Genomic DNA, 22,022 nt, shown 5'->3' on the forward strand with positions numbered 1-22,022 from the left:
CAGGCAAATGAATCGCCGGCTTGGCACTCAAGCCGGCGCTCGCTGCGATGGGGTGCGGGCATGCGGAGGACGCGATGCAGGCAGAAGTGATGCCGCCGGCCGATTCGGGCCGCTGGCGGCGGGTCGGGAAGTGGGTACTGCTGGTGGTGGTGCTGGCATTGATCGGATTGCTGGCCCGCTACATGGCACAGCGACCGGGCGGTGCGGGTGGCCGGCCGACGGCCTCGGTGAGTGTGCAGCCGGTGGCACGCATGGATGTTCCGGTGACCATCACCGCGATCGGCACGGTCACGCCGCTGACCAGCGCGACGGTGCGTTCGCAGCAGTCCGGTGTGCTGCGCCGGATATTTTTCCGAGAGGGTCAGCGGGTTAGCGAAGGGCAGGTATTGGCGGAGGTCGATCCGCGTCCGTTCGAGCTGGCGCTGGCCCAAGCGCGTGCGGATCTGGCGCGGGATCGCGCCCAGCTCGGCGCGGCGCGGGTGGATCTGCAGCGCTATCGCGGTCTGCTGGCCGAGGATTCGATCGCCAGCCAGCAGGTGGATACCCAGGCTGCATTGGTCAAGCAATTGCAGGGCACGGTGTTGGCTGACCAGGCTGCAATCGATACCGCGCAACTCAACCTGGCGTATACCTCGATCCGCAGCCCGGTGAGTGGGCAGGTCGGTTTGCGCCAGAGCGATATCGGTAACTACGTCACCGCACAGGACACCACCGGCATCGCCGTGGTAACCCAGGATGATCCAGTCGATGTGGCATTCTCCATCCCGCAAGGGCAGTTGAGCTCGCTGGCGGCGCGGGGTGACGTACAGGGCAGCGCATTGCAGGTGCAGGTGCTGGCGCAGGAGGATGGGCGGCACCTTGCCGATGGTCAATTGCTGGCCATCGACAATGTCATCGACACCAGCACCGGCACGATCAAGGCCAAGGCGCGCTTTGCCAACGGCAACGGTGCGTTGTTGCCCAACCAGTTCGTCAACGTGGTGCTGGTCGTGCGCACCTTGTCGCAGGCGCTGGTGGTGCCGGTCAGTGCCGTGCGCCATGGCGTGCCGGGTGATTTTGTATTCGTGCTGCAGACGGGCGGGAAGGTGCGCCTGCAGGTGGTGGAGAGTGGCCCGACGCTGGGGCAGAACATTGCCATTCTGTCGGGTCTGAAGGGCAGTGAATCAGTCGTTTCGGCCGGTGCGGATGGCTTGCAGGACGGCTCGGTGGTACGCGTGGCTGGCGCCACCGGCCACCCGGCCGACCATCATGCTGCCAAGCCAGCACCCGTGCACGCCGGGACGCGCCGCTGATGTCGGTCTCCCCGACACCGCCGTCGGGGTTGCCGGGGGGGCCATCTCGGCCCTTCATCCTGCGTCCGGTGGCAACCACGTTGTTGATGTTGGCGATGTTTCTGGCCGGGCTGCTGGCCTGTTTCAACCTGCCGCTGTCGGCACTGCCCGAGGTCGATTACCCCACCATCCAGGTCACCACGCTGTATCCAGGCGGAAGCCCGGAGGTGATGGCGCTGACGGTGACGGCGCCATTGGAACGGCAGTTCGGGCAGATGCCGGGCCTGGCCCGGATGACCTCAAGCAGTTCTTCCGGATCTTCGGTGGTGACCCTGCAGTTCGACCTTGATCTGGCCCTGGATGTGGCCGAGCAGGAGGTGCAGGCTGCGATCAATGCAGCGACCACGCTGCTGCCCAGTGATCTACCAGCACCGCCGATCTACGCCAAGGTCAATCCGGCTGACGCGCCGGTGCTGTCGTTGGCGGTGACCTCACCGATCCGTCCGCTGGGCGAAGTGCAGGCGATCATCGAGCGCCAGTTCGCCAACCGCATCGGGCAGGTGTCCGGGGTCGGGCTGGTATCGCTGTCCAGCGGTCAGCGGCCTGCGGTCAGGGTGCAGGCCAATCTGGCAGCGTTGGCCGCGCGCGGGTTGACGCTGGAGAGCATCCGCACCGCGATCGGCAATGCCAACGTCAACGCTGCCAAGGGCAGTTTCGATGGGCCGACCAAGAGTTGGACCATCGATGCAAATGACCAGCTTGACAGCGCCGAGCAATACCGCGCGCTGGTCATCGCTTACCAGAACGGTGCGGTGGTCCGGCTGGGGGATGTGGCCAATGTGATCAGCGCCACCGAGAACACGCGCCTGGCGTCGTGGATGAACCGCGAGCCGGCCATCATCGTCGACGTGCAGCGTCAACCCGGCGCCAACGTGATCGCCACGGTCGATGCGATCCGCCAGACCTTGCCCGGCCTGCAAGCGCAGCTGCCGGCCGATGTGCACGTCACCGTGCTCAGTGACCGCACCGAGGGCATCCGCGCATCAGTGGCGGATGTGCGTTTCGAACTGATCGTGGCGGTGCTGCTGGTGACGTTGGCGATCTTCATGTTCCTGGGCTCGCTGCGTGCGACCTTGGTCGCCTCCATTGCAGTGCCGCTGTCGCTGATGGGGGCTTTTGCACCGATCTGGGCGATGGGGTTTTCGATCAACAACCTGACGCTGATGGCGCTGACCATTGCGGCCGGCTTTGTGGTCGATGATGCGATCGTGGTGCTGGAGAATATTTCCCGGCACGTGGAGGAGGGCGTGCCGCCGTTCGAGGCGGCATTGAAAGGGGCCGGGGAGATTGGCTTCACCATCGTCTCGCTGACACTGAGCCTGATCGCGGTGTTGATCCCGCTGTTGTTCATGGGCGATATCGTCGGTCGCTTGTTCCGCGAGTTCGCGGTATCGCTGGCGGCGACCATCCTTCTCTCGGCGGTGGTCGCCTTGACCCTGGTGCCGATGCTCGCCGCGCGTTGGCTGGTGCCGCCCGCGCAGGAACGCTCATGGCGGATCAGCCGCTGGACAGTGGAGCGCTTCGAGCAGCTGTCCCGGTTGTACGCCCGCGGGCTGGACTGGGTGCTGGCGCATGTGCGCATCACATTGTTGGTGTTCGCGGGCACGCTGGCGGCGACCGCACTGTTGTTCGCCGTGGTGCCACGCAACCTGTTTCCGGAGCAGGATACCGGGCAGATCGCCGCTGCCACACTGGCCACCCAGGATCTCAGTTTCGCGGCGATGAGTACGCTGCAGCAGCAGGTGGTCGATGCGGTGCTGGCCGACCCTGCAGTGGCCAGCGTGTCTTCCAGCATCGGGGTGGATGGGCAGAATCCGGCGCTCAAACAGGGGCGTCTATCGATCAATCTGCAGCCGATCGGGCAGCGCTCCGGGCTGGCCGAGGTGGTGGCGCGGCTGCAGCAGCGCACCGATGGCATCGCCGGGGTGCGCCTGTTCCTGCAACCGGTGCAGGATCTGGTCATCGACACCGAGCCGGGCATCACCAGCTACCAACTGGTATTGCAGGGGGCCGAGCAGGATCAGGTCGCGCAATGGGGCCAGCGGCTGTCGCAGGCACTGGCCGAACGCAGCGAACTGCGGGATGTCACCCCCAGCAGTCTGGGCAATGGCAGCGCGGTGATCGTCGATGTCGATCGCGATGCTGCCGCGCGCCTCGGGGTCAATGCGCTGGCGGTCGACAATGCGCTCTATGACGCGTTTGGGCAGCGCATCGTATCCACCATCTACACCGCCTCCAGCCAGAACAGGGTGATCCTGGAGGCCAGCCCAGCGCTGCTCAGCGGGCCGCAGGGTTTGCAGGCGCTGTACGTGCCGGCGGGCAACACCATCGCGCCGCTGTCGGCGATGGCCACGATCCGCAACGGCAGCGCGCCGCTGGTGATCGCCCATGAAGCGCAGTTCCCGGCGGCCAGCATCGGCTTCAATCTGGCGCCGGGAGCATCGCTGGAGCAGGCGATGGATGCGATTGCAGTCGCCCAGCGTGGGGTCGGGTTGCCTGACACGCTGAGTACCCGCTTCTCCGGCGCCGCCGGAGCGTTCCAGGATTCGCTGGGCAGCGAGCTGTGGTTGATCCTGGCGGCAGTGGTGGTGGTCTACATCGTGCTGGGCGTGCTCTACGAGAGTTTCGTGCACCCGCTTACGATCCTGTCTACGCTGCCCTCGGCTGGCGTCGGCGCGCTGCTGGCACTGGGGCTGAGTGGTTGGGGATTGGGGGTGATCGGCATCATCGGCATCGTGTTGCTGATCGGCATCGTCAAGAAGAACGCGATCATGATGATCGACTACGCGCTCTCTGCGATGCGCGGGCAGGGGCTGGACGCCGAGGCGGCGATCCGCCAGGCGGCCCTGCGTCGCTTCCGGCCGATCATGATGACCACCTTCGCCGCGTTGTTTGCCGCGCTGCCGCTGATCTTCGGCGCCGGCATCGGTCATGAACTGCGCCAGCCGCTGGGGATTGCCATCATCGGCGGACTGGTCGTGAGCCAGGCGTTGACCTTGTTCACCACGCCGGTGATTTTTCTGCTGTTCGAGCGGCTGCGTGAGCGGCGGGGGCGTGCCGCCGCGACAGATGGCATGAGCGGATGAATCTGTCGGCACCGTTCATACGTCGTCCGGTCGGCACCCTGTTGCTGGCCCTGGGGGTGATGCTGGCTGGCATTGCGGCGTATCCACTGCTGCCGGTGGCGCCGTTGCCGCAGATCGACTTTCCCACCATCGTGGTCCAGGCCAGTTTGCCCGGTGCCAGCCCGCAGACCATGTCGAGCACTGTGGCCGCACCGCTGGAGCGGCGCCTGGGTGTGATCGCCGGTGTCACCGAGATGACCTCGCAATCCGGCGTCGGTTCGGCCCAGGTAACACTGCAGTTCGATCTGACACGCGACATCGACGGCGCGGCGCGGGATGTGCAGGCCGCCATCAACGCGGCGCGCGCCGATCTGCCGGTGGCACTGAAGAGCAATCCGACCTACCGCAAGATGAATCCGGCCGATGCCCCGATCCTGATCCTGGCCTTGACCTCGGCGGTGCGCACGCCCTCGGAGATCTATGACGCGGTCTCCGATACGGTTGAGCAGCGCCTGCTGCAGGTGTCGGGCGTCGGCAATGTTGAACTGGGTGGCGCGGCGCTGCCGTCGGTCCGGGTCGAGCTGGATCTGGCCGCGCTGTCGCAGTACGGCATCGCGCTGGAAGATGTGCGTACCGCGCTGTCCTCGGCCAGTGCCAACCGGCCGCGCGGCGTGGTCGACGGCGATGGTCGCGCGTTCCAGATCTATTCCAATCTGCCCGGCCTGCATGCCGCCGCATATCAGGATGTGGTGGTGGCCTGGCGCAATGGCAGTGCGGTCCGCCTGCGCGATGTCGCCACGGTGAGCGATGGGCCGGAAGACCTGCGCACGATGGGCCTGTTCAATGGCCAGCCCTCGGTGTCGGTGATCATCAGCCGCCAGCCCGGTGCCAACATCGTGGCAACGGTGGACGCAATCCGCGCGCTGCTGCCTGCCTTGACCGCGGCACTGCCGCAGGATGTGCAGTTGTCGGTGGCCAGCGACCGGACCTTGACCATCCGCGCTTCGCTTCGTGAGGTGGAAATCACCCTGCTCATCGCGACTTTGCTGGTAGTGCTGGTGGTCAGTGTTTTCCTGCGCAGCTGGCTTGCCACGCTGATTCCCGCAGTGGCGGTAGTGGCCTCGCTGCTGGGCACTTTCGCGGTGATGTACGTGGTGGGCTTTTCGCTGGACAACCTATCGTTGATGGCATTGACGGTCGCCACCGGCTTCGTGGTCGACGATGCGATCGTGGTGCTGGAAAACATCAGCCGGCATGTGGAAGCTGGAGTACCACCGCGCATTGCAGCCGAGCAGGGCGCGGGTGAGGTCGGCTTCACCGTGCTCTCGATCTCCGCCAGTCTGGTGGCGGTATTTACCCCGCTGATTTTCATGAACGGCCTGATCGGACGGATCTTCCGCGAGTTCGCGTTGACCCTGTCGGTCGCAGTGGCGATCAGTCTGGTTGTCTCGTTGACGGTGACTCCGATGCTGGCGGCGGTGCTGTTACAGCCGGCCCGTCAGCAGGCGTCGCGACCGCTGGCGCAACGGCTGCAACGTGGATACGAATCGGTGCAGGCGGTGTATGTGCGTTGCCTGGATTGGGCCTTGAACAATCGCGCGCTGATGCTGGCATCGCTGCTCGGTGCGGTGCTGCTCACCCTGCAACTGGCACTGGTCGCGCCCAATGGGTTTTTTCCGGCGCAGGATACCGGGGCGATGAATGGCGGAATCCGTGCCGATCAGAGCATCTCCTTCGCAGCACTCAAGGGCGGGCTGGCGGAGGTGGTGCAGATCATCAAGGCGGACCCGGCTGTGCAGAACGTGGTGGCGTTTTCTGGTGGCAGTCGCGCCGGTGGCGGCTTCCTGTTCGTCATCCTGGTACCGCGCGGGCAACGCCCGGCCGTGACCGAGGTGGTGGCCCGGCTGCGGCCCAAGCTGGCGCGGGTGCAGGGCATCGCTACCACTCTCAATCCGATCCAGGATTTGAACGTGGGTGGCCGTCAGACGACTTCGATGTACCAATTCGTGCTCAAGGCAGAAAACACCGCGCTGCTGCAGGAGGCTTCGACCCGCTTGCTGGCGGCGCTGAAGTCCCATGGTGACGTGCTGGTCGATGTGGATGTTGATCAGCAGGATGCTGGTGCCAGTGCCTATGTGCAGGTGGATCGCGATGCCGCCGCGCGCTTGGGCGTGGCCATGCAGTCGGTCGATGCGGCGCTTTACGATGCGTTCGGTCAGCGTCAGGTGGCCAACCTGTATTCCGGGATGAACCAGTACCACGTGGTGATGGAGGCTGCCCCCCGCTTCAATGGCTCACCGCTGGCGCTGGCTGAGATCCAGGTGCCTGCAGGCGCTCCGGTGACGTCGGTGGTCGGGGTTACCACTCTGGCGCCCATCGCCAGTACGCCGGTTGCGGCGGCCGCAGGCACAGCAACCGGCTTTTCCAGCCCTGTGCGCACCATGGTGCCGTTGGCGGCATTCGCGCGCTGGAACTCGGTGTCCGCACCTGCGCGCTTGAACCACAGTGATGGTGAGCCTTCGGCCACGCTTTCTTTCAATCTTCCCGCCGGAGTGAGCCTGGGTCAGGCATCACAGTTGATCGGTGAGGTCCTTGCATCGCTGCATCTGCCCGCCAGCGTAAGGGGTGAGTTCGGCGGCACTGCGCGGGTGTTCACCGAATCGTTGGCGACCTTGCCGTTGCTGATCATCGGTGCCCTGCTGGCGATCTATGTGGTGCTGGGCATGTTGTATGAAAGCGCCATCCATCCCCTGACCGTGATGTCGACACTGCCAGCTGCAGGTGTTGGCGCGCTGCTGGCGCTGATTCTCAGTGGTGGCCAGTTCGATCTGATCGCGCTGATCGCGATCATCCTATTGATCGGCATCGTCAAGAAGAACGCCATCATGATCGTGGACTTCGCACTGGACGCACAACGTGCACGTGGCCTGTCTGCACGGGAGGCGATCCGCGAGGCATCGATCCTGCGCCTGCGGCCGATCCTGATGACCAGCCTGGCCGCCGGGCTGGGGGCATTGCCGCTGGCGATCGGTTTCGGCGACGGTGCCGAGCTCCGGCGACCTCTAGGTATTGCGATCATTGGCGGTCTGCTGGTCAGTCAGTTCATCACCCTGCTGACCACGCCGGTAGTGTTCCTGGCGCTTGATCGTTTCAGTGATCGCCGCTCGCCCGCGGCCGCGCCGCAAACTTCCCTGGGAGATCACGCATGAGTCGGCTCTGGATCACACCCGCCATGCTCGGAGCGGCCTTGCTGTCGGCCTGTTCGCTGGCGCCGACCTACCGCGGCGTGGCGATGCCGGGATTGCCGTCCGCATTCAAACAGGCGCCGGGCTGGCAGGTGGCGGTGCCTTCAGACGCGGCAGCCAAGGGCCAATGGTGGGCGCTGTTTGGTGACCCGGTGCTGGATGCGCTGGAGGCCAAGGTGGTGCTCGACAACCAGAATGTGGCGCAGTATCGGGCCGCTTATGCGGGGGCGCGGGCGTTGGTGCGCGAGCAGCGCGCTGCACTGTTCCCGCAGGCCAGCCTGCAGGGCAGTGGCACTCGCACCGATGGGCCGGCTAGCAGCGCCAGCGGCGGCGTGACCTCGGCTGGTGGGCGCCGCTATTCCGTGCAGATCGGGACCAGTTGGGAACCGGATCTGTGGCAGCGTTTGGGCAATGCTGTGAGCCAGGCCAGTGCCGACGCGCAGGCCGGTGCGGGTGATCTGGCCAATGCGACACTGGCCGCCCAAGGTGAGGTGGCCACCAACTACCTGCAGCTGCGCGGCACCGATGCACAGCGCGATGACCTGGCGCAGACAGTGCAGGCCTATCAGCGTGCGCTGACGATCACGGGCAATAAATACCGTGCCGGGGTGGCTGCCCGCTCGGATGTGGAGCAGGCCCAGGTTGCACTCAGCAATGCGCAGGCGCAGGCGCGTGGGCTGGACCTGCAGCGGGCGCAACTGGAACATGCGATCGCAGTGCTGGTCGGCGAGAATCCTTCGACCTTCAGTATCGCAGCCACCGCGTGGTCGACCACGGTTCCGCAACTGCCTTCAAGAGTGCCATCGCAGGTCCTGCAGCGGCGTGCCGATATCGCCGCGGCCGAGCGCCGGGTGGCAGCGGCCAATGCCGGCATCGGTATTGCACGCGCGGGCTATTTTCCGCAGTTCACGGTCAGTGCCGATCGTGAGCACAATGCATCGGCGTGGGCGGAGCTGTTCAGTGCCTCGGCCGGTCTATGGACGCTGGGCGTAAGTGTGGTACAGACCCTGTTTGATGCGGGTGCAACGCGGGCGCGGGTGTCGCAGGCCGGAGCAGAGTTCGAGCAGGCGGCTGCGGTCTACCGGCAGTCGGTGTTGGCGGCCTTCCAGCAGGTTGAGGACAGCCTGGTTGCAGTCCAGGTGTATGCCGATGTCGGCGGCGAACGCGAACGCGCGGCGTTGGCAGCCAATCGCGCCGAGGCCATCGCCCGCAACCAGTATCTGGCCGGCACCGTGGACTACACCACCGTGGTGGTGGCGCAGAGCACTGCCAGCAGTGCGCGGCAGGAACAGATCCTGGCGGTGGTGAATCGCCAAGTGGCGGTCGTGGCCTTGGCACTGGCGATCGGTGGGGGCTGGAGCGAGGCTGACGCATCCCTTGTAGGCCCCGCTGGGGGATATTGAGCCGGGCTGGCAGCAGCGAGATAGCCTCCAGTCCCGAGGGTTGCACGTGCAGGATCAATCCCGAATCTGAGCATCCCGTACTTCAATGGGGCGCTCTCGGGGGTGATAGGTCTCGACCTGGCGTTTGGTCAGCTGGACACGCATTGGACCGGCTTCCGTAAGTTGGCTTACCGCCAAGATAGGACGCCGTTGTGGAACGGAGACTGGATGTGGATCATCCGCGATCAGTGATGCGGGGCAGGGTGGTGATGGATCTGCAGCATTACCTTCTACCAGTTGCTTCGGTTCCTTCTACCAGTAGGTCGCGACACAACCGCCGTGATGTTGCCGCGTAGCCCATCGTTCCAAGGGCGGCGGCCCGATCACCGCCATCAGGTCGCCGCTTGTGTTTGAGCAGGGCGGCGGTGTTTTGCGTGGCGCTGGTAGTAGCGCTATGCTCGGTCCACCGTGGGGCGGTAGCTCAGCTGGGAGAGCGTCGCGTTCGCAATGCGAAGGTCGGGAGTTCGATCCTCCTCCGCTCCACCAAGTCTTCAAGCAAAGAAGCCGCAACGAAAGATGCGGCTTCTTTGCATTTGTGCGCTGGCAGTAGGTGGTTTGATGAATTTTTCGCCAGGCATCGCGGTGGCTGTCGAACCCGAAGCCTCGCTACACAAGGCATTTCAAGGAATTTTCAGCGGATGTGAAAATTTTTGTGAAATTGGCTTGCCGAAACCGAAATAGCTCCGTAATATACGCCCTCTCGACGGCAGCAACGCCGACGAAAACAAAACAAAGTGGCCGAGTAGCTCAGTTGGTAGAGCAGGGGATTGAAAATCCCCGTGTCGGCGGTTCGATTCCGTCCTCGGCCACCAAAATTTCAAGGGCTCGCAGAAATGCGAGCCCTTTTTTGTTGTTCGTTTGCACCGGTTTTGCACCGGTTGCGCTTGTGTTGGTGCTTTGTAGTTGCGTCTGTGGGAGCGGCGTGAGCCGCGAAGCTGGGGTTCTGAAATTGTTGGGAGAGACTTCGATCTTTTGGATCGTTTGTTTCGCGCCTTGTGCCGCTCCTACAAGAACGTTCGCATGCATTCTTTGGCGGTGTTGCCGAGCATGGCTCGGCACTACATTTTTGCGTGCCCCGACCTGGTCGGGGCTCTGGTGCTCAGTTGCTTGGCAACAACGGCCGTAGCACCGGCTCCAGCTGTTCGCGGCGCCAACCGGCCAGCGCGGTCGGCCATTCTCCGCTTTCCAGCAGTGCTTCCAGGTGCTTGCGCGAGGCCAGCAGCCCCTCGGGTAGTTCCAGCTCGGCACTGCGCTTGCTGACTGCATCCTGCAGGCGCTTGATGGTGTTCTTGTTGCCGTCGGTGGCCGGCAACGCCATCGGTGCGTCGGCTTCGTCGGCGAGCGGAGTATTCAGTGCTTCCCACACCTGCTGGGCCAGCTTGCGCGGGGCCTTGGGGAAGCGGCCGAATACTTTCAGCATGGCCTCGTAATCGGCTGGCGGGGTGCGCGCCAGTACGTTGGCCAGTTCATTGTCCAGGATCCAACTGCGCGGCTTGTCGCTGCTGCGTGCCTGTTGGTCACGCCAGCGCAGCAGGCGCAACAGGCGCAGCTGGGCGTCGCGCTCCAACACCTGCGAGGAGCGCATCGACAGGTGCGGCCAATGCTCGCCTTCGTCGCCCTCGACGCTGGCCAGCAGACGCTCGCCATCGTCCTGCAGCCATTGCATGCGGCCGGCGGCCTGCAGCTTGGCGCTGATGGCGTCGTGCATGGCGAACAGGTACTCGACATCGTCGGCGGCGTATTCCAGCTGCGCGTCGCTGAGCGGGCGCTTGAGCCAGTCCGAGCGGGTCTCGCCCTTGGGCAGGGTGACGCCGGTGATCTCGGCCACCAGCTTCTGGTAGCCCATGCCGCCACCGATGCCGGCTAGCGCGGCGCCGATCTGGGTGTCGAACAGCGGCCGCGGTAGTGCGTCGCAGGCGCACTTGAAGGCGACCAGGTCTTCGCTGGCGCTGTGCATGATCTTAGTGATCGAGGTGTCGGTCAGCCAGGGCTTCAGCGCCTCGCACATGCCGGGTATCAGCGGGTCGATCAGCAGGATTTCATCGCCGACGGCCATCTGTACCAGGGCCAGCTGCGGCCAATAGGTGCGTTCGCGGATGAATTCGGTGTCCAGCCCGATCCGGCTCGGGCGCTGGCGGTAGCGTTCTTCCAACTCCGCCGGGTGTTTGATCCAGTAAGCCACGTGGGGTTCCGTCAACTGCAGGGTTTGCTCAGGCAGGCGAGAATAGCCTAACGTCGGGCCGCTCCCGGGAAAGTGTGCAAGGTAATGGAGGCGTTTTTGGGTAAAACCGGCCAATTGTTGGGTCTGACGGCGCTATTGCTGGCGTTGGCGGGGTGCAGTGGCAGCGCGCCGCAGCCGCCGTCGGCTGCGCCAAATGCGGAGCCTGCAAAGAAACCCAGCTTGAGCGGGCGGCTGGAGGCTAGCGCTGAAGCACGTGCCGAAGCCAAAGCCGAAGCGGCAGCTGCCGTGAAAGCGGAGTCTGCAACGCCCGATCCCACGCCGCAGGTTGAGGACATCACGCTGCCGGTCTGGGACGCGCCGGAAGTCAGCCTGCAGCCCGGGCAACTGGCCGAAGCACGCAAGGCGGCCGACAAGGCGCTGGCCGAGGACAGGCTGTACCGCGACGCCAAGGACGCCATTCCGCTGTACCTGGCGATCCTGGCCCAGCAGCCGAAGGACAGGGCTGCGCAGCGTGGCCTGGACAAGGCCCGGCAGCGTCTGCGTGCGCAGGCCACCGCCTTGATGGCGCAACCGGAGAATCAACGCCAAGCCTTGGCGCAGGCCGCCGAGATCGCCGGTGTAGCGGTTGCCTTGGCGCCCGAGGGCAAGGCCGAGCAGGCCTTGCAGCAGCGCATCGCAGTGGCGCGGCGGCTGCTGGCGCTGAATCGTGCGGGCGAGCAGGCCCTGCGCCAGCACCAGTTTGGCGAGGATGGCGGCGGCGCGCAGGCGGCGTTCCGCGAAGTACTTGCTACCGATCCGCTCAACAGCCGTGCAAGGCAGGGCTTGGCGGCGGTGGAAAGCGGCCTGATCCGCCGCGCTGAGAATGCTGCTGCGATGGAGTCGGATTTCGCCGCCGCCGCGCGCTGGCTGGACAAGGCCACAACCATCCGTGGCGAAAGCGTGACCCTGAAGGATGCGCGGGCGCGCATCGAGGGTATCCGCACCGCCCAGCTCGATGCACTGCGCGAAGGCGGGCTACGTGATCTGGTGTCGTCCAAGGGCTTGAAGGATGCGCGGCTGAAGCTGGCCCAGGCCGAGCACATCGCGCTGCCCGGCGACCGAACCGTAGCCTTGCTGCGCGAGCGGATCGAACTGGTTACGCATTACGGCAGTTTCCGCCCGGGCCAGGTGTTCAGTGATGCGTTGGCCGATGGCAGTCGTGGCCCGCAGATGGTGGTAGTGCCATACGGCAGCTTCCAGATGGGGGCGGCCGAAGGCGAGATCGGCAGCAGTGATGCCGAGCGTCCGCAGCATCTGGTGAGCTTCGAGCGCGGCTTTGCAATGTCGATCACCGAGGTCACCGTGGCCGATTTCCGTCGCTTCGTGGAAGCGACCAAGGCGCGGCCGCGTGCGACCCGGCGCGGCCATTCCATCGTCTATGACGAGCGCAGCGGTAACTTCATCCGTCGCAGCGGGGTGGATTGGCAGTCCGATTACAACGGCGTTAAGGCAGCACCCAATAGCCCAGTGATGCACGTCAGCGTGCGTGACGCCGAGGCCTATGCGGCCTGGTTGTCCGATCAGACCGGGCGCTATTACCGGCTGCCCAGCGAATCGGAGTTCGAATACGCGCTGCGGGCGGGGAGCGAGGGGCGCTATCCGTGGGGCCCCTCGATGACGCCGCCGGAAAACAGCGGCAACTTCACCGGCAGCTTGGACGTGTCGCCCAGTGGTCGGCACTGGAACAACGCCTTCATCGGCTACGGCGACGGCTTCTGGGGCACCGCGCCGGTGGCCATGTTCCGCGCCAATGCCTGGGGCCTGCACGACATCAGCGGCAATGTCAGTGAGTGGGTGGCCGATTGCTGGCACGCCAGCTACCGGCGTGCGCCGGCCGATGGCGCTGCCTGGTACAACCCCGGTTGCCGGCAACGGGTGATCCGTGGCGGCAATTGGGCCAATGCACCGGAACAGACCCGCGCGGCGTGGCGGCAGTCACAGGACTCGGATGTCACCTCGGCACGTATTGGCTTCCGCTTGGTTCGCGGGATTTGACCTTGCCACGGCGTACGCTAGCGTTACCATCGGCCGAGGCCAGCTCGGCCCAGACGGAATCCAACCATGCGACAAGATCCTTTCGGTAACCAAGGCAATGGCGGTCAACGTCGGCGTGGTGGTGGCCTGTTCGGGAATATCCGCTGGGTGATCCTGCTGGGCTTTGCGGTCTATGGCGGTTGCTATTACTTCGGCAATCGCTCGGTGGACCCGTATACCGGCGAGAAGGTGCTGATCGATAGCTCGCTCAATGCCAGTGAAGAGAAGGCGATGGGGTTGCAGGCTTACCAGGAGATCCTCGCGCAGGAACGCCCGGTCGATCCCAATTCGCAGATATCCCGCCAGGTGCGGGAGATCGCCAGTCGCCTGATCGCCAAGGTTGACGTGGTGGAAACCGCGCTGGCGCAGGAGCACGGCTTGCAGCCGCAGCACTTCGCCAAGGACTTCGAGTGGGACGTCAACGTGCTGCAGTCCGATCAGGCCAATGCTTTCTGCCTGCCCGGCGGCAAGATGGCGGTCTATACCGGTTTGATTCCAGTGGCGCAGAACGCTGATGCTTTGGCAGTAGTGATGGGTCACGAAATTGCCCACGCGCTTCTGCGCCACGGCGCCCAGCGCATGGCCCAGCAGAAGCTGACCCAGATCGGGCAGATGGCCGGTGCCGCCAGCGGCATGGACGGCCAGCAACAGCAGATGATGATGTCGGCCATGGGCTACGGCTATTTGCTGCCGTATGCGCGCTCGCATGAAACCCAGGCAGATGAAGTCGGGCTGATGCTGGCTGCTGCTGCCTGCTTCAATCCGGAAGAGGCGGTGCCGCTATGGCAGCGCATGAGCCAGGCCAGCGGCGGGCAAGCGCCGCCGGAGTTCTCCTCTACCCACCCCAATCCCGGCACCCGCATCCAGAACCTGCAGGCATTGATGCCCAAGGCGCTGGAGTACAAACAGCGCTTCTGCACCGCAGGAGCGGCAGCAAGGTAGCAAGCGCCGCAACGGGCTGCACAAGCGCGTAACGATCGCCGATGGATGCTCCCCGGCGTTTTCATTTGATGGTGGGATGGCTGATGCGACGTGGTGCTGTGTTGGGCTTGGGTTTTGGAGTGTTGTTGATCGGGGTGGTGGTCAGTTGCGGCTGGGCCGCACATACCAAACATATGAAGGCTGGCCGCTATGGCCGTGTGCAGGTGGTGGAGCCGCCGGGCGCGGCGCGCGGCCTGGTCGTTTATTTCGCTGACCCGGGGTTGCCGCAGGCGCAGCGCATGCACACTGCCGGGCAGTTGGCGCAGGCCGGCGCATGGGTGGCGGTGGTGGATGCTGCGCGCTATCGCGAGCAATTGCAGAACGGCAATGGCAGTTGCCGGGCGATGGCCGACGATGTTGCGCTGCTTACCCAGAAACTGCTCAAGCGCGAGCGCGCCGAGCAGTTCTTTCTGCCGGTACTCTTCGGCCATGGCGGCAGTGCCGGCCTAGTACGGGGCAGTGCCGCCGGGGCGGCCCCCGGCGAATTGGCGGCGGCGCTGGTCACTGCGGCCGACCGCGGATCGAGTGATGTCGACTGCGCTGGCGGAACCACCGCCGTGCAGGTCAAGTCCTTGTCCGAGCAGGGGGTCATGAGCGTCTTGCCGGTGGCGCTCGATGCCGCACCTGCGCAGGGCGTTGCCACGCTGCCCTTGGTCGAGATGCCGGTCGCCGGCAGCAAGCGGCTGGTGGTGCTGATCTCAGGCGATGGTGGCTGGCGCGACCTGGACAAGGGCTTGGCGCATGAATTCAACCAACGCGGTATTTCGGTCGTCGGCTGGAACAGCCTGCGTTACTTCTGGAAGAAGCGTACTGCCGCACAGGTAGGTGCTGATCTGGACAGTGTGGTGCGCACGTATCGGCAGCGATGGCAGGCCGACGACGTGGCGCTGGTTGGCTATTCGTTCGGCGCGGATGTGCTGCCGTTTGCCTATCCGTTGCTCGGTGAGGAACAGCGCCGTTCGGTGCGTCTGGTGTCGCTGTTGGGGCTTGCTCACGGGGCGGAGTTTGAAGTGCGGGTAGGCGGCTGGTTGGGTTGGTTCCGCGCCCAGGAGGTGCCTGTACAGCCCGCTTTGGCAGGTCTGCAGTCCGTTGCCCACCAGTGCGTCTACGGGGAGGAGGAAAAAGACAGTCTATGCCGCGACCTGCGAGGCGATGCGCACATGCAGGTGGTTGAACTGCCCGGCGGGCATCACTTCGATCGTGACCCGAGCAAACTGGCAAAGATCATCGTCGATCGTTGGGATGCGGCACCGGCTCAGCCCTGAGTGGGGCCGCCTATCGCCGGTTTGGCGGCAACCTGTTCAACCCGTAGCTGCAGCTCGCCTTCGGCCAGGCGAGCGCGCAGCTGCTCGCCGGGTTTGACCTGCTCGGCGCTACGTACCAAGGCACCGTCTTCAAGCTTGGTCAGGATCGAATAGCCACGTGCCACGGTGGCCAATGGACTCACCGCTTCCAGCGAGCGGGCGATGCCACGTAGGCGCAGCGCATCGCGTTGCAACTGGTGCGCCATCGCCGCGTGGGCACGGGGTGCCAGGGTCGTCAGCTTTTCGGCCAAGGCGTTCAAGCGGCGTTGCGGCTGGGTGCTGCGCAGCACAGTGGCGGCGTGCCGGAGCCGAGCCACGCGACGTTCCTGTTGCTGCTGCCAGGTGGCATGCAGGCGCGCGAAGGCAGCTTCCTGGCGATGTTTGAGCAGGTTCAGTCGCGCCTGCGGGCTGTGTGCCTGCAGCCGCAGTGCGGCGCGATCAGCGCGTTGCATGGCCTGGCTCAGCGTATGTACCTGCAGCTGTTGCAGGCGTTGCGCGAGGCGGCGCACCCGCAGCGCAAGATCGCGTTGATCCGGAACCAGCAGCTCGGCGGCCACGGAAGGCGTCGGCGCGCGCAGATCGGCGGCGAAGTCGCTCAGGCTGAAGTCGGTTTCGTGGCCTACCGCCGAGACCACCGGCGTGTTGCTGGCAGCGACTGCACGCGCCAGCTGTTCGTCATTGAACGCCCACAGGTCTTCCAGTGAGCCGCCGCCACGGGTCAGCAGGATCACGTCGTAGCGGCCACTGGCATCGGCCTGGCGCAGCAATGAGGTGATCTGCGGTGCAGCGGTTGCGCCCTGTACCAGCGACGGCAGCAGCTCGACTTCCAGCATCGGGAAGCGGCGCTCAAGCACGCTCAATACGTCGCGCACCGCAGCGCCGCTGGGCGAGGTGATCACCGCAAGGCGTCGCACGTGGGCCGGCAGCGGTCGCTTGCGGGCCGGATCGAACAGGCCCTCGGCTTCGAGCCTGGCTTTCAGTTCGTCGTATGCGCGGCGCAACGCGCCTTCGCCGGCTTCTTCCATGTGATCGAGGATCAGCTGGTAGTCGCCGCGTGCTTCGTACAGGGTTAGGCGGCCACGCACCAACACGCGCATGCCTTCGCGCGGGATGAACTTCAGCCATTGGCTCTTGGGCTTGAACATCGCCGCACGCACCTGCGCGCGTGCGTCCTTCAGGGTGAAGTACAGGTGTCCGGAGGCAGGTCGGCTGACACCGCCCAGCTCGCCTTCCACCCACACCATCGGGAATGCGCTCTCCAGAAGATCGCGGGCCAAGGTATTGAGCTGGTTGGGGGTGAGGACGTCGTTGCTGGAGGTCATGGTTCAACTGCTATGCCGGTAGGGCGCCCGTCCGCGCCGGCGGCGCAGGCGAACTGACGGCCGCTATCTTACGGGAGCGATTGCGCCGGCCGGGGAAATCTGAGAGGGGTCAGGGTTTCTGCGCGGGGTCGGCATGCCGCTGCAAGGCCCACTGCACATGCTCGCGTACCACTTCGGAAGCATGCGACTGACGGCTCTGCAGTGCCTGTTGCGCGGCGGGCGAGGGTGCTGCATTGCCCAGCGCCACGGCGATATTGCGCAGCCAGCGTTCATGCCCGCTGCGGCGGATCGGGCTGCCCTCGGTGCGGCGCAGGAATTCGTCTTCTTCCCAGGCAAACAGTTCGGGCAGGGTGGCGGTATCCAGATTGTTGCGGGCGCGGAAATCCGGCTCATCGGTGCGCTGGGCGAACTTGTTCCACGGACACACCAGCTGGCAGTCATCGCAGCCATAGATGCGGTTGCCCATCAGCGGGCGCATTTCCAGCGGGATCGCGCCTTCGTGCTCAATGGTCAGATAGGAAATGCAGCGGCGCGCGTCCAGCCGATGCGGGGCGATGATGGCGGCGGTCGGGCAGACATCGATGCAACGCGTGCAGCTGCCGCAATGCGCGGTGGCCGGCACATCCACCGGCAGCGGCAGGTCGACGTAGATCTCGCCGAGGAAGAACCATGAACCGCCGTTACGGTCGATCAGGCAGGTGTGCTTGCCGATCCAGCCCAGCCCGGCGTTGCGTGCCAAGGCCCGCTCCAGCACCGGCGCCGAGTCGACGAAGACCCGGTAGCCGAACTGACCAATCTCGCTGGCGATGCGTTCGGCCAGCTTCTGCAGGCGGTTGCGCATCAGCTTGTGGTAGTCGCGGCCAAGCGCATAGCGCGCCACATAGGCGCGCTCGCCATCATTCAAGGTCGCCCAGGCTTCGGCATCGTCCTTGTGGCCGTAGTCCAGGCCGACCGAGATCACCCGCAATGTGCCCGGCAACAGTTCCTGCGGACGCGCGCGCAGGCTGCCGTGGCGGGCCATCCACTCCATCGTCCCGTACAGGCCCTTGCCCAGCCAGTCGGCCAGATGTGCCTCATCCTCGCCCAGCTCGATGCCGCTGACTCCACAGCGTTGGAAGCCTGCCTCGCGGGCAAGCTGGCGGATGCGCAGCGACAACTGCGCCGGATTTGCGGCGGTAACGGCTTCAGACATGGCGCAAGTATAGAATTGCCCGCATGTCAGAGCCCGTCGAACTGTTCGATATCGCCGCTGCCCGCCAGATTGATGGGCAAGCGACCGCCGCCTTGGGTGGTGATGCTTACCTGCTGATGCAGCGTGCCGGCCATGCCGCCTGGCAGGCCGTGCTGCAGTATTGGCCGCAGGCGCGGCGCATCGTGGTGGTCTGCGGGCCGGGCAACAATGGCGGTGACGGCTATGTGCTGGCCCGCCACGCCCGCCAGTCCGGGCGCGATGTCAGCGTATTGCACTTGCCGGAGGCGTCGCCACGCACGCCCTTGGCGCAGCGGGCTTGTACCGATTATCTGGCCGTTGGTGGACATGTCGAGATTGCGCCGCATTGCCTGCAACAAGCCGATTTGATCGTCGATGCGCTGTATGGGATCGGTTTCAATCGTGCCCCGCAGGCCGAGGACGCAGCCTTGATCGCTGCGATCAATGCTGCATTGGCGCCGGTATTTGCGTTGGATGTGCCCAGTGGCGTCGATGCGCTCAGCGGCAACGTGGCAGGCACGGCGGTGCGTGCGGCGCGGGTCCTGCAGTTCATCGTGCCGCATCAGGGCCTGCACACCGGTGCGGCGCTGGAGCATGCGGGGCAGCGTCTGCTGGCGGATCTGGAGGTGCCCGCTGCCGCATTTGACGGCGTCAGCGCGTGTGCGCTGCGCTGGGCCAAGCCGCAGCTGCTGCGGATGTTGCCACCGCGTCGGCTCAACACGCACAAAGGCGAATCCGGGCATGTGCTGTGCGTAGGCGGCAACCATGGCAGCGGCGGCGCGGTAATGCTCGCTGCCGAGGCTGCGCTGCGCAGTGGTGCCGGTCTTTGCAGTGTTGCAACGCGCGCGCTGCACGTGGCGCCGTTGTTGGCGCGCTGCCCGGAAGCGATGGTGCACGCCGTTGATAGTTCGGAGGACTTCGCGCCGCTGCTGGCACGCGCCAGCGTCATCGCGCTGGGCCCCGGGCTGGGCCAGGACGATTGGGCGCATGCGCTGTGGGCGGCGGTGCTGGCCAGCGGCAAGCCACTGGTGCTCGATGCCGATGGTTTGAACCTTCTGGCAGCGGATCCGCGGCCGCTGCCGCAGGCGATCCTCACCCCGCATCCGGGCGAGGCTGCGCGCCTGCTCGGCACCGATACCGCCAGCATCCAACGTGATCGCTTTGCCGCAGCGCATGCTTTGGCTGCGCGCTACGCGGCGGCCGTGGTGCTGAAAGGTGCCGGTACTGTGATCGCCGCGCCGGGACAGCTGCCGCGGGTCATTGCAGCCGGTAACCCAGGGATGGCGGTAGGCGGCATGGGCGATCTGCTGACCGGCGCTGTTGCTGCAGTGCTTGCACAAGGACTGTCGCTGTTTGATGCAGCCAGCACTGGCGCCCTGCTGCACAGCCTTGCTGGCGACGCAGCGGCCACCGAAGGTGAGCGCGGGCTGTTGCCACGCGATCTGTTGCCGCACCTGCGCACGCTGGCCAATCCATAATGTCTCCCATGATCGAATTGTCTTTGCCCCAAGCCGAGAGCACCGACCTGCTGGGTCAGGCCTTGGCACAGACCCGGCCCGCGCAGGCGGTGGTTCACCTGCAAGGTGATCTTGGCGCTGGAAAATCCACCTTGGCCCGCGCCCTGCTACGCGCGCTGGGCGTGCAGGGGCCGATCCGCAGCCCTACCTACACCTTGATCGAGCGCTATCCGCTGGAAACCGGCGAAGCCTGGCATCTGGACCTGTACCGGATCGGCAATGCCGGCGAGCTGGATTTCCTTGGTCTGGACGACGCCAGCGCCGACCTGTGGCTGATCGAATGGCCTGAGCGCGGGGCAGGCGGGCTGCCGCCGTTGGACCTGGTGGTGGCGCTGGAGATCGACGGTCATGGCCGTCTTGCCCAGCTGCAGGCACATAGCCCGACCGGTGAAGCCTGGCTGCAGCGGCTGCGCAAAACGGAGCACTTGCAAGGGCTTTCTGCCCTGTAACAACAGGAAGTTACGGCAGGTTGCGGATTATTAAGGGAAAAAAATGTTGCAATTACCGAAATCCGGTGATTGAATCCGCTCATGACTACGGGAAACCGCCTGTTTGCATTGTCTGTCGCCGTCGCCGGCCTGTGCCTGGCCAACGCTTCCGCGTGGGCCGGTGAGGTTCGTGGGCTGGGTTTGAGTGCCGGCGCAACCGGTACCCGCGCCGAGATCCAGCTGGCCGGTGGTGGTAGCTACAAGACCATCAGCCTGGCCGGTCCCAACCGCCTGGTCATCGATTTCCCCGATTCCACCGGCGTGCGCGGCCTCAAGTTGCCTGCGGCCGTTGGTGTGGTTACCGCCGTGCGCACCGGCAACCCGGTGCCGGGCACGTTCCGCATCGTGTTTGATCTGGCTGAGTCGGTTGCCGCGTTCAAGCCGCAGATGCAGGGGCAGGGCGCCGAATCCAAGTTGCTGATCGAGTGGCCGGGTGAAACCGCGCCGCGTGCAGTTGCTGCGACAGCTCCGGCACCTGCAGCCGTTGTAAGCGCGCCGCCGGCATCCGTGCCACCGGCAGCGCCCACCGTGAATCCTGAGCAGGCTCGTGCCGAGGCCGCGCGCGCTACAGCCGCGTTGACTGCAGCGGTGCGCCAGCAGGCGACCACGCCGCCGGCACCGGTTCAAGCTGCTCCGAATCCCGCACCAGCAACGTTAGCGACTTTCGTGCCCGCTACTGCGGCTGCCACCGGCAATTTGCCGGCCGCCCCGTCATCGCCTTCAGCGGCCGCGATCCTCAATGGCCAGGGCACGCCGGTGCGTACGACGATTGCTACCGGCGTACCGACCCCGATCGTGCCGCGCCCGGCTGATCCCGCTGTTGCAGCGGTCGAGGCGCCCACGCCACGTCCGGTCATGCCAAGTGACGCGTCACGAATTCGGATGGCGCCGGGCATGCGCAATCTGGTGGTTGCCATCGATCCGGGCCATGGTGGTCAGGATCCGGGCGCCGTCGGGCCTACCGGCAAGCGCGAGAAGGACGTGACCTTGGCCGTCGCACGTGAGCTGGCTCGTCAGGTCAATGCCACGCCGGGCCTGCGCGCCTACCTGACCCGCGACACCGACGTATTCATCCCGCTGCCGATGCGCGCCCAGCGTGCGCGTGCGGCCAAGGCTGACATCTTCATTTCGATCCACGCCGATGCGGCTGAAAACCGTTCGGCGACGGGTTCTTCGGTGTACGTGTTGTCGACCAAGGGCGCTTCCTCGCAGCGTGCGCGTTGGTTGGCGGACAAGGAAAACTCGGCCGATCTGATTGGTGGCGTCAGCCTCAACCGCACCGAAGGCACCTTGGCCAACGTGCTGCTGGATCTGGCCCAGAGCGGCTACATGAAGGCCTCCGAAGATGCGGCCGGGCACGTGCTCGGCGGCCTCAAGCGCATTGGTAACAACCACAAGCCGAACCTTGAGCGGGCAAACTTTGCCGTGCTGCGCACCTCCGACATGCCGGCGATGCTGGTCGAGACCGCGTTCATCTCCAATCCGGACGAAGAGCGCCGCCTGATTGATCCGGCCTATCAGCGTCGCGTTGCCGGCGCCGTGCTGGATGGTGTGCATACCTTCTTCAGTCGTCAGCCGCCGCCGGGCACCTTGTTTGCCGCCCGCGCCCAGGCCGAGATGGATGCTGCAGCTGGCACCGTTGCTGGTGGTAGCAAGTAAGGCTGAGCCTGTTTGAAGCCGCTGCTGGCGGCGCTTCTGGCGATGAGACACCTCCGATCCGATGCCAGAGTGCTGGCGTCGGATTTATTTTTTTGTGGGGGGGGGCGGGGGGGGGGGGCGGGCGGGGGGGGGGGGCGGGGGCTGGCTGGTGGCGGGGTGGGGGGCGCGGCACGCACTCAGACCCGCCGGGGGGGGGGGGGAGG

14 protein-coding genes and 2 tRNA genes are annotated in these 22,022 nt (G+C 65.4%); 13 read left to right on the forward strand and 3 right to left on the reverse strand.

The window, feature by feature from the left end; translation table 11 throughout:
• Positions 1-74: 74 nt before the first annotated feature.
• The 7 genes from ACVOMB_RS04195 (at position 75) to ACVOMB_RS04225 (ending at position 9,895) form a co-directional block, all read left to right on the forward strand.
• Positions 75-1,292, forward strand: coding sequence for an efflux RND transporter periplasmic adaptor subunit (locus tag ACVOMB_RS04195; protein WP_481530016.1), 1,218 nt, complete (start codon positions 75-77; stop codon positions 1,290-1,292).
• On the forward strand, positions 1,292-4,417 hold the full coding sequence (locus tag ACVOMB_RS04200; RefSeq protein WP_481530017.1) for an efflux RND transporter permease subunit: 3,126 nt from the start codon (positions 1,292-1,294) through the stop codon (positions 4,415-4,417). The genes ACVOMB_RS04195 and ACVOMB_RS04200 overlap by 1 nt, the downstream gene beginning before the upstream one ends.
• Entirely contained in the window at positions 4,414-7,605 is a 3,192-nt protein-coding gene (locus ACVOMB_RS04205; protein WP_481530018.1) for an efflux RND transporter permease subunit, read from the forward strand. The genes ACVOMB_RS04200 and ACVOMB_RS04205 overlap by 4 nt, the downstream gene beginning before the upstream one ends.
• Positions 7,602-9,044 carry an efflux transporter outer membrane subunit gene (locus ACVOMB_RS04210; RefSeq protein WP_481530019.1) on the forward strand — a complete coding sequence of 481 codons (1,443 nt, stop codon included), beginning with the start codon at positions 7,602-7,604 and terminating at the stop codon, positions 9,042-9,044. The genes ACVOMB_RS04205 and ACVOMB_RS04210 overlap by 4 nt, the downstream gene beginning before the upstream one ends.
• 102 nt (positions 9,045-9,146) lie before the next feature.
• Positions 9,147-9,275: a hypothetical protein gene (locus tag ACVOMB_RS04215; protein ID WP_481530020.1), complete on the forward strand. Its 129-nt coding sequence runs from the start codon at positions 9,147-9,149 to the stop codon at positions 9,273-9,275.
• A 218-nt stretch (positions 9,276-9,493) separates the two neighbouring features.
• Positions 9,494-9,569: transfer RNA gene (locus tag ACVOMB_RS04220), tRNA-Ala, on the forward strand.
• A 250-nt stretch (positions 9,570-9,819) separates the two neighbouring features.
• A tRNA-Phe gene (locus tag ACVOMB_RS04225) sits at positions 9,820-9,895 on the forward strand.
• Positions 9,896-10,182: 287 nt separating this feature from the next.
• Here ACVOMB_RS04225 and rnd read toward each other — a convergent pair.
• The gene (gene rnd / locus ACVOMB_RS04230; protein WP_481530021.1) at positions 10,183-11,265 is read right to left on the reverse strand and encodes a ribonuclease D; all 1,083 of its coding nucleotides are present in this window, start codon (positions 11,263-11,265) and stop codon (positions 10,183-10,185) included.
• A gap of 84 nt (positions 11,266-11,349) precedes the next feature.
• Here rnd and ACVOMB_RS04235 point away from each other — a divergent pair, with 84 nt between their 5' ends.
• The 3 genes from ACVOMB_RS04235 (at position 11,350) to ACVOMB_RS04245 (ending at position 15,584) form a co-directional block, all read left to right on the forward strand.
• Positions 11,350-13,299, forward strand: coding sequence for an SUMF1/EgtB/PvdO family nonheme iron enzyme (locus ACVOMB_RS04235; RefSeq protein WP_481530022.1), 1,950 nt, complete (start codon positions 11,350-11,352; stop codon positions 13,297-13,299).
• Between the two features lie 66 nt (positions 13,300-13,365).
• On the forward strand, positions 13,366-14,280 hold the full coding sequence (locus tag ACVOMB_RS04240; protein ID WP_481530023.1) for a M48 family metallopeptidase: 915 nt from the start codon (positions 13,366-13,368) through the stop codon (positions 14,278-14,280).
• Between the two features lie 83 nt (positions 14,281-14,363).
• The gene (locus ACVOMB_RS04245) at positions 14,364-15,584 is read left to right on the forward strand and encodes a virulence factor family protein (RefSeq protein ID WP_481530024.1); all 1,221 of its coding nucleotides are present in this window, start codon (positions 14,364-14,366) and stop codon (positions 15,582-15,584) included.
• Here ACVOMB_RS04245 and xseA read toward each other — a convergent pair.
• Together xseA and queG are read right to left on the reverse strand one after the other, a co-directional pair.
• Positions 15,575-16,945, reverse strand: coding sequence for an exodeoxyribonuclease VII large subunit (gene xseA / locus ACVOMB_RS04250; RefSeq protein ID WP_481530025.1), 1,371 nt, complete (start codon positions 16,943-16,945; stop codon positions 15,575-15,577). The two genes, ACVOMB_RS04245 and xseA, sit on opposite strands and share 10 nt — an antisense overlap.
• Positions 16,946-17,054: 109 nt before the next feature.
• On the reverse strand, positions 17,055-18,137 hold the full coding sequence (gene queG, locus ACVOMB_RS04255; protein WP_481530026.1) for a tRNA epoxyqueuosine(34) reductase QueG: 1,083 nt from the start codon (positions 18,135-18,137) through the stop codon (positions 17,055-17,057).
• A gap of 23 nt (positions 18,138-18,160) precedes the next feature.
• Between queG and ACVOMB_RS04260 the strand changes: the two genes are divergently transcribed.
• The 3 genes from ACVOMB_RS04260 (at position 18,161) to ACVOMB_RS04270 (ending at position 21,819) form a co-directional block, all read left to right on the forward strand.
• A complete protein-coding gene (locus tag ACVOMB_RS04260) occupies positions 18,161-19,633 on the forward strand; it encodes an NAD(P)H-hydrate dehydratase (RefSeq protein ID WP_481530027.1) in 1,473 nt (490 codons plus the stop codon).
• A gap of 8 nt (positions 19,634-19,641) precedes the next feature.
• A complete protein-coding gene (gene tsaE / locus ACVOMB_RS04265; protein WP_481530028.1) occupies positions 19,642-20,121 on the forward strand; it encodes a tRNA (adenosine(37)-N6)-threonylcarbamoyltransferase complex ATPase subunit type 1 TsaE in 480 nt (159 codons plus the stop codon).
• Between the two features lie 81 nt (positions 20,122-20,202).
• Positions 20,203-21,819, forward strand: coding sequence for an N-acetylmuramoyl-L-alanine amidase (locus ACVOMB_RS04270; protein WP_481530029.1), 1,617 nt, complete (start codon positions 20,203-20,205; stop codon positions 21,817-21,819).
• Positions 21,820-22,022: the final 203 nt, after the last annotated feature.

This window comes from Stenotrophomonas sp. STEN018, assembly GCF_056760235.1.

Excerpts from the sequence above, each read along its gene's own strand:
- ACVOMB_RS04210 (WP_481530019.1), top strand. The coding sequence starts at position 7,602 with ATGAGTCGGCTCTGGATCACACCCGCCATGCTCGGAGCGGCCTTGCTG.
- ACVOMB_RS04260 (WP_481530027.1), top strand. The coding sequence starts at position 18,161 with ATGTCAGAGCCCGTCGAACTGTTCGATATCGCCGCTGCCCGCCAGATT.
- tsaE (WP_481530028.1), top strand. The coding sequence starts at position 19,642 with ATGATCGAATTGTCTTTGCCCCAAGCCGAGAGCACCGACCTGCTGGGT.
- ACVOMB_RS04235 (WP_481530022.1), top strand. The coding sequence starts at position 11,350 with ATGGAGGCGTTTTTGGGTAAAACCGGCCAATTGTTGGGTCTGACGGCG.
- ACVOMB_RS04195 (WP_481530016.1), top strand. The coding sequence starts at position 75 with ATGCAGGCAGAAGTGATGCCGCCGGCCGATTCGGGCCGCTGGCGGCGG.
- ACVOMB_RS04205 (WP_481530018.1), top strand. The coding sequence starts at position 4,414 with ATGAATCTGTCGGCACCGTTCATACGTCGTCCGGTCGGCACCCTGTTG.
- ACVOMB_RS04245 (WP_481530024.1), top strand. The coding sequence starts at position 14,364 with ATGCGACGTGGTGCTGTGTTGGGCTTGGGTTTTGGAGTGTTGTTGATC.
- queG (WP_481530026.1), bottom strand. The coding sequence starts at position 18,137 with ATGTCTGAAGCCGTTACCGCCGCAAATCCGGCGCAGTTGTCGCTGCGC.
- ACVOMB_RS04270 (WP_481530029.1), top strand. The coding sequence starts at position 20,203 with ATGACTACGGGAAACCGCCTGTTTGCATTGTCTGTCGCCGTCGCCGGC.
- ACVOMB_RS04200 (WP_481530017.1), top strand. The coding sequence starts at position 1,292 with ATGTCGGTCTCCCCGACACCGCCGTCGGGGTTGCCGGGGGGGCCATCT.
- xseA (WP_481530025.1), bottom strand. The coding sequence starts at position 16,945 with ATGACCTCCAGCAACGACGTCCTCACCCCCAACCAGCTCAATACCTTG.
- ACVOMB_RS04240 (WP_481530023.1), top strand. The coding sequence starts at position 13,366 with ATGCGACAAGATCCTTTCGGTAACCAAGGCAATGGCGGTCAACGTCGG.